Annotated in this window: 4 protein-coding genes, 3 tRNA genes and 1 pseudogene; 6 read left to right on the forward strand and 2 right to left on the reverse strand. The window is 45.1% G+C overall.

What is annotated here, in order from left to right; translation table 11 throughout:
* Positions 1 to 6: 6 nt before the first annotated feature.
* Together BLO31_RS10105 and BLO31_RS10110 are read right to left on the reverse strand one after the other, a co-directional pair.
* A complete protein-coding gene (locus BLO31_RS10105; RefSeq protein WP_070965482.1) occupies positions 7 to 1,857 on the reverse strand; it encodes an Lnb N-terminal periplasmic domain-containing protein in 1,851 nt (616 codons plus the stop codon).
* Between the two features lie 150 nt (positions 1,858 to 2,007).
* Entirely contained in the window at positions 2,008 to 2,493 is a 486-nt protein-coding gene (locus BLO31_RS10110) for a DUF3015 domain-containing protein (RefSeq protein ID WP_070965485.1), read from the reverse strand.
* A 352-nt stretch (positions 2,494 to 2,845) separates the two neighbouring features.
* Here BLO31_RS10110 and uvrY point away from each other — a divergent pair, with 352 nt between their 5' ends.
* The 6 genes and pseudogenes from uvrY (at position 2,846) to BLO31_RS10140 (ending at position 6,491) form a co-directional block, all read left to right on the forward strand.
* On the forward strand, positions 2,846 to 3,490 hold the full coding sequence (uvrY, locus tag BLO31_RS10115; protein ID WP_070965488.1) for a UvrY/SirA/GacA family response regulator transcription factor: 645 nt from the start codon (positions 2,846 to 2,848) through the stop codon (positions 3,488 to 3,490).
* A pseudogene (uvrC, locus tag BLO31_RS10120) lies at positions 3,490 to 5,321 on the forward strand (excinuclease ABC subunit UvrC). The gene uvrY and the pseudogene uvrC overlap by 1 nt, the downstream one beginning before the upstream one ends.
* 79 nt (positions 5,322 to 5,400) lie before the next feature.
* The gene (gene pgsA / locus BLO31_RS10125) at positions 5,401 to 5,958 is read left to right on the forward strand and encodes a CDP-diacylglycerol--glycerol-3-phosphate 3-phosphatidyltransferase (RefSeq protein WP_070965494.1); all 558 of its coding nucleotides are present in this window, start codon (positions 5,401 to 5,403) and stop codon (positions 5,956 to 5,958) included.
* 230 nt (positions 5,959 to 6,188) lie between these two features.
* Positions 6,189 to 6,262, forward strand: a tRNA-Cys gene (locus BLO31_RS10130).
* A gap of 3 nt (positions 6,263 to 6,265) precedes the next feature.
* Positions 6,266 to 6,341 (forward strand) — tRNA-Gly (locus tag BLO31_RS10135).
* Between the two features lie 63 nt (positions 6,342 to 6,404).
* Positions 6,405 to 6,491 (forward strand) — tRNA-Leu (locus BLO31_RS10140).
* Positions 6,492 to 6,504: the final 13 nt, after the last annotated feature.

The raw sequence follows: 6,504 nt of genomic DNA on the forward strand, positions 1-6,504 counted from the left end.
CATCGGTTAGTAATAAAAGTATCCGGTGATTTTTCCTGAGACTTCTTCAGCGTGCCAATGCTGATAAGAGGCTTCTGCTCTAACCGCCACGTTGCGGTCGAGAGTCCAATGCCAGCTTGCTTTTGCTTGCGCGTGTTGATCGGCAGGTGAGTCGATCAACGCAAGGTATTGGCCTTGAAGGCCCACGCGGTGATTGTCAGAAACCTGATATAGGATCCCCATTTCGATACCGGCACCAGCGACGGCATCGTAATTGGTTAGCTCACCACCACTTACTGAAGCGGACAGTAGGCTGTAGAGATGCAAACCGTCAGACTCCCCCCAAGCTTTGCCAAAACCACCTTGACCAAACCAGCGTCCCGCCATTTTGTTTTCAGTAGGTTGACGGTCATATCCGAAGCGAATATTCCAAGCTAGGCTATCAAATACTTTGTTGCTTGGAGCAAGGGCCATAGCGTCGAGAAAATAAAAACGATCGAGACGCGTGTTGCTCTCTTCGTCAATGGTTAGCTGAGTATCCAAAAAGCTGATTTGCGCTCCGGGAATAAAGCCGGCCTGCGAATCTAATAAGTCATGATAAGCGGCGCGCCACTCTAGGGTCACCTTGTCATTAGAGAACTTGTTAGATTGAAATCCTAACCCAAAGCGTGCAGAAGCGTGTCCTTTTTCGGGAGACACTTCGGGTACAGGCACGTCACCAAAAGGAGAGTCAACCTTAATTCGACTTCTTTGGTAAAGGAGTTCGGTGAGACGCTTGGCGGTAGGATCTCGCTCAAGCCCTAAATCGTAGAGTTCGAAGTTAAGCCATTCATAAGCAAACTCCAAAATGGCCGCTCTTTCCTGATCGGTATAATCGTCTTTATCTGGATATTGGCCATTTTTTGCGGCAACGGCTGCGTCAAATAGATCGGGGCTAATCGCTTCAGATTGATATAGCAAACGGGTGCCAAATGCCTCGCGGTAACTTGGCTCTTCCAAAAGGTCATTGTTGGCAAGTGTTTCAACCGTGTCGGACGGGATGGCATGTAGGGGAAAATCAGCGACTAAAGATAACTCCTCTCTAGCGAGCTCAATAAGAGAGAGTAACTGATATGAACAGTTTTCATCGATAAAGTAGTAATCGAATTCCGCGTGCTGCATTTCCCATAAATGAAGCAGTACGCGCTCAACCTCTTGCTCGGATAGTTTTAATTTATATTCCCATATATCGCGCGATTCAATGTCGTTGTACTCGCGAACTTTTCTGTAGTACGGCATCACGGTAAAACGGCCGGGGTAACTCCCCACCAAACCCTTAATCGCGTATAGTGCGGCGTTGTCGTCGGTCTCTGGCTCTGCAGCAAAGTTGATTGCGAAAGCGACCAGTTCCTTGTGGCGAGTTTGGTCCTTTGCATCAACTCGCAGCAGTGTATGCCCAAACATAGAAGAAGGGTTATTCATAAAGGCGGTAGGGAATACCAAAGTCATACCAGCCGGGTCTAATACCGTTTTCCAGTCATTCAATTCTGGACAATTTAGCTTTGCATTTCGTCCTTGCTGCGCCTCCAACCAAGTATAACGAGCCGGATATTGGCATCGATTGTCATTGGCTATCAGGGGATCCTTGTGATAGAGAGCGTCAATGGTTGCCACTAACTCAGACTTTGGATCGTGCTTTCCCGCTGGAGAAAGAAAAAAAGAAGGGGAGTCTATGGTACTTTTCACTCCACCAAAACTGGCGGGCAAGTAATGACCGAGTTTATGCCAGTAAGAGTTTTCAGATAGCTCGCCTATGTTGAAACTATCAGCCAGCGCGTTGGGAGCTAGTGCGAGTCCACTGCTGATAAGAAGCGCTTTGTAAAATGAAGTGAGCGTCATGCAATACCGCTTAGTTTTAATCAATGTCCATACCCAAGAAATTATTACATCATTTCAAAGCCTTGGGTATCGGCACACTGTAGAGTTTTCTTTGGATATTAAAAAAGTGCTCGTAATTAGAGCACTTTTTTTGTCTGAGCTAGCTTGCTATTAGATAGCGTAAGCTGCTAGAGCGTCGTTATCTGCAACTAGAGTGTTTAGGTTTGCAAACACTTCTTCAGAAGTTACGCTTTCAGAGTTGAATACTTCAGAGAAGTTTTCTTGAGCTAGCTCGTTGAAAGCCGCTTTGTCTGCTTCTTGAATACCCCATACTTCAGATAGAGTTGCAAGAGTTTCACCTTCGCCTTTAGCGATATCGCGAGCTAGGTTGTCTAGGTTGCCGTCGATGAACATTGCTAGTTTCTCAGAAGAAGAGATAGTACCAGTGCCATCACAGCCTAGAGTACCGAATGTGATACCGAAAGTTTGGTTACCAGACGTACCGTTAGTTGTAGCACCTAGAATTTTTGATACTTTGCCTGACTTGCCATCAAATACCATAGTACCAAGACCACAACCAATGTCTGAATCGGCAATAGCTACTTGAGATAGTGGTAGAGTTGCAGCTAGAGCAGCCACTGCGAGAAGCTTTTTCATAACATTTCCTTATTTGTTATCAGTCGCCAACTGAATTGGCAAGAGAGGTCACAATTAAATTGTAACTGCCTATAAATAATGGATATGCAATAAAGTTTCAAGGAATGTGACACAAATAACTAACGAGTCTCAATAATGTGAGAGGCATGTTCATTTTATCAGCTAATGTATTGATTGATATATTAATAACGTTTTAAGCGTCAGTTATGAAAATAAGTACTTGCTAAACTTTGCGTTTGGGCACATATTCAGTATAAGCAATTATTGCGATCTGAGTTAAAATAGAGAACATTGCTGTTATCTGCTTAGCAAAGCAGGTGCAGAACCAAGAAATAAGTGTGGAGATACAAGTTTGATAAGTGTTTTCCTTGTAGATGATCACGAGCTGGTTCGCACAGGGATACGACGTATTATTGAAGACGTCCGTGGAATGAACGTAGCAGGGGAAGCTGAAAGCGGTGAAGATGCAGTGAAATGGTGCAGAAGCAACCACACTGACGTCATTTTAATGGATATGAATATGCCGGGTATTGGTGGTTTAGAAGCGACCAAAAAGATCTTGCGCATTAATCCAGATGTTAAAATCATCGTTTTGACTGTTCATACGGAGAATCCGTTTCCAACAAAAGTGATGCAAGCGGGTGCTGCTGGTTATTTGACCAAAGGTGCAGGCCCAGACGAAATGGTTAATGCCATTCGAGTTGTCCATAGTGGGCAGCGATATATTTCACCAGAAATTGCTCAGCAAATGGCGTTGAGTCAATTTTCTCCTGCTTCTGAAAATCCGTTTGCGGATTTATCTGAGCGGGAGCTTCAGATCATGATGATGATCACCAAAGGTCAAAAAGTAACGGATATTTCGGAGCAGCTGAACCTGAGTCCGAAGACCGTGAACAGTTATCGCTATCGCTTGTTTAACAAGTTAGATATCAGTGGTGACGTAGAGTTGACCCACCTCGCAATTCGACACGGCATGCTGGATACTGAGACGCTCTAGTGACCTCCCAGTTTGATTCCGTTGCCTTTCTAAAAACAGTAACAAATCAGCCGGCGTTTACAGAATGTATAACGCTGAGGCTGTTGTTATTTATGTAGGTAAAGCAAAAGACCTCAAAAAGCGCCTTTCTAGTTACTTTCGCAAAAAAGTAGATAGTGAAAAGACCCGTGCTCTTGTGAGCAATATAGATCGCATTGATGTGACGGTAACGCATACCGAAACCGAAGCGCTGATCTTAGAGCACAACTACATCAAGCAGTATTTGCCTAAGTACAACGTATTGCTCCGAGACGATAAGTCTTACCCCTATATATTTATTAGTGGGCATAAACACCCTAGACTCTCGATGCATCGGGGAGCGAAAAAGCGAAAAGGGGAGTATTTTGGGCCCTATCCAGATTCTGGAGCAGTTCGAGAGACCTTGCACTTGCTACAGAAAATACTGCCTGTCCGTCAATGTGAAGACACGGTATACAGCAATCGAACCCGACCGTGCTTGATGTTTCAGATCGGGCGGTGCGCGGCACCATGTGTGACAGATATCATCTCCGACAAAGAATACGCTGATTTAGTGGGTTTGGTTCGACTGTTTTTACAGGGCAAGGACAATCAGGTATTGGAATCCCTGATCAGCAAGATGGAGCAGGCTAGCCAGTCGCTGCGCTTTGAAGAAGCAGCGCGTTTTAGAGATCAGATTCAGGCCATCCGTCGTGTTCAAGAGCAGCAATTTGTTTCTGAAGACAGCATGGACGATCTCGATGTGCTTGGCTTTGCGCAAGAAAGTGGCGTTGCTTGTATTCATATTCTGATGATAAGGCAAGGCAAGCTTTTAGGCAGTCGCAGCCATTTTCCCAAGATACCGACAGATACTGAAAGGCAAGAAGTGTTCGAAAGTTTTGTCACCCAGTATTATTTAAGCCATAGCGAAGCGCGCAATATTCCGAGACGAATTTTGCTAAACGCAGATCTGATCCAAGACGTAGCACCCATTCAAGCAGCACTTGGAGAAATAGCGAACCACAAAATACAGTTTCACGTGAATCCAACGGGTACCCGAGGGCGTTACCTCAAACTGTCTAATACCAATGCACTAACCGCGATTACCACGAAGATAAACCACAAGATGACGATCTCTCAGCGTTTTAAAGCGTTAAGAGAAGTCTTAGCTATGGACAGTATTTCCCGAATGGAGTGTTTTGATATTTCCCACACTATGGGTGAAAGTACAATCGCATCTTGTGTGGTGTTTAACCACGAAGGGCCGGTTAAACAAGAGTACAGACGTTACAACATCACGGGGATTACTGGAGGAGACGACTACGCCGCAATGGGGCAAGCGCTAGAGCGCAGGTACTCCAAACAGTTGGATGTAGAAAAAATACCAGACATCGTTTTTATCGACGGTGGTAAAGGGCAACTCAACCGAGCTTTCGAAATCATTTCCCAATATTGGTCTGACTGGCCGAAAAGACCAAGGCTCATTGGTATCGCTAAAGGGGTGACGCGCAAGCCAGGATTGGAAACTTTGATTACCACAGATGGAGAAGAGTTTCACTTGGAGAGCGATGAACCGGCCTTGCATTTAATGCAACACATCCGTGATGAAAGCCATAACCACGCTATTGCAGGCCATAGGGCTAAACGCGGAAAAACACGACGTACCAGTGCACTAGAAGGAATAGAAGGCATTGGGCCTAAGCGACGACAGTCTCTGTTGAAATACATGGGTGGATTACAAGAACTTAAGCGAGCAAGTGTCGAAGAAATCGCCAAAGTTCCCGGTATTAGTCACTCTTTAGCAGAAAACATATATCAAGCATTGAAACAATAGGAAAAATCACGCACCATAGTGACCTCTTTCCTGTGGCTATACAGGACTGTAACGCAAACGATAAGAGCCTTAAATAAATATGCGTCTTAACATCCCAAACATCCTTTCAATGTTGCGACTTTTTCTGATACCAGTTTTTGTGGTCGTATTCTATCTCCCTTATAGCTGGTCACCGTTTGCAGCAGCAATGGTTTTCTGGGTCGCAGGTTTTACGGATTGGTTAGATGGGATGCTTGCTCGTAAATTAGGGCAAACCTCTCGTTTTGGCGCTTTTATTGATCCAGTCGCCGATAAAGTACTGGTGGCGACGGCACTTATCTTAATTACCGAGCATTACCACAGTATCTGGATCACAATTCCTGCCGTCACTATGATAGCCAGAGAAATCATAATCTCCGCGTTGAGAGAGTGGATGGCTGAAATAGGAAAGCGCGCTAGTGTCGCCGTCTCTTGGGTTGGTAAAGTGAAGACTTTGACTCAAATGTTTGCGCTATGGGTATTAATTTGGCGTTATGACGATTGGATGGTGTGGCTAGGGTACGCAGCTCTATATGCGGCAACCATATTAACCTACTGGTCAATGGCTCAATATTTAATGGCAGCCAAAGATGACCTGCTAGACGAAGAACATCATTAAAAACGGGCGCTAGCCCGTTTTTTTATATCATGCCGAACATTTGTCAGTTATCTTTCTGATTTTTGGTGTTTTATCGTTAATAAATTAGGCAATATAGGCGCTTTTGATCGCAAAGTAGTCAAACGATTCAAAAAATTAAAAATTGTATTGACTCATCATGATGAATCCGTAGAATGCATCCCGTACCCAAGAGCACTAAGGCGTTATTGCTGGGCTCGACAGGATACAAAGGCGCGTTGGCAGAGTGGCTATGCAGCGGATTGCAAATCCGTGGACCTCGGTTCGACTCCGGGACGCGCCTCCATTTGCGACACTAGCTCAGTTGGTAGAGCGCAACCTTGCCAAGGTTGAGGTCACGAGTTCGAACCTCGTGTGTCGCTCCAGATAAAATGAAATGGCCTTTGGCGGTTTCTTTGATGGTGTTGCCATCGCAAAGAATTTTGCGTGCCCTGGTGGTGGAATTGGTAGACACAAGGGATTTAAAATCCCTCGACGTTCGCGTTGTGCCGGTTCAAGTCCGGCCCGGGGCACCATCTTAATTTAGTA

Origin of the sequence: Vibrio sonorensis, assembly GCF_001854765.1 — a bacterium.
In the GTDB taxonomy this organism is placed as follows: Bacteria; Pseudomonadota; Gammaproteobacteria; order Enterobacterales; family Vibrionaceae; genus Vibrio; species Vibrio sonorensis.